Annotated in this window: 1 protein-coding gene; it reads right to left on the reverse strand. The window is 60.2% G+C overall.

Annotated elements, in window-relative coordinates:
- Nucleotides 1-121: 121 nt before the first annotated feature.
- Nucleotides 122-1081, reverse strand: a 960-nt coding sequence (locus ACYQ6T_RS10675; protein ID WP_459830688.1) for an IS1380 family transposase, incomplete at its 5' end; no start/stop codon positions are given.

Below are 1081 nucleotides of genomic sequence, written 5' to 3' on the forward strand. Positions count from 1 at the left end.
ATTTGCCCGCAAAAGTCGGCCTTGTCGGGACGGCGTTACGTCATATTGCAGCTTTCAGGCGAAGGGCTACCTTCCACCGCAGCGGAATCCGTCCTTGGGGTGGGTTTCAGCCCGACCATCGTCATGGCGATGCCGCTCGCAACAATCGCTGCTGAAGCGCGACGAACACCTGCACATGGCCGGCAAATCCGCGGCCAAAGTCGAGAATGAGTTTTCTGGCATGTGCCACAAACTTCGCCGCCCGGTACATGATCTCCTGCAACACCGTCTTGAGCCTTCTGCGCTTGGCCGGGTGGCGAATGGGCGCAATCTCGCCGGTCAGGCCCAATTGGCCAAGGAGGCGCAGGCAGTTGTAGGCGAATGCCCCCAGATGCAGGATCACGTCGTTGGTGTCGAACTTGCCCGACGGCAACCGTTCCAGATCAAGGTCAGATTTGATCTCGGCATGGAACTGTTCGTGTGTGCCGTGATACCGGTAGTGCTCGATCACCTCCACAGCCGGCAGGGTGAGGCTCGTCCACCAGCCTTCGATCTCAATGTCCGGCACCAGCAGGTGTTGTCCCTTCTTGTCGATGGTGCGCTCGGTCACCCGCACGATCAGCCGGAAGGTGCGCTTTTGTTTCTGCCAGGCGCGCTCGACCTGGAGGTCGAGAAGTCCCACCCGCTTGCCTGGTCGGGTCACTTCAAAGGCGTTCGCTTCCTCGGCCCGCTTGACCCAGGCCGTTCTGTCCTGCTTTCTTGGGTTCCACTTCGTGACGAATTCCAATACGCGCCCATCACGCGCCCAGGCGTCGCGTTCTTCCGCTTTGGCGAACAGCAGTCGCGCGCTGTCAAAGCCGCTGTCTTCGACCATCAGGACGGGTTGATCCGCCCTGACCAAACGCTTGACCCGAGGAAACGCCCGTTCGTAGAAGTACTCGGTCTCGAGCGCCGAATGCCAGTTCCCGGCACGCAGTTCCAGTCCCATGTTCCAGCCTTCGTTGCCCAGGTAGCCCGCAATCGGGCAATAGCCATCAACGCCTTGGTAGGTGTGGCCGACGTCCTCCTTCTTGGTATCGCTGTTGTCCATGACGAAGGTGTC

It is taken from the genome of Hydrogenophilus islandicus, assembly GCF_054657095.1.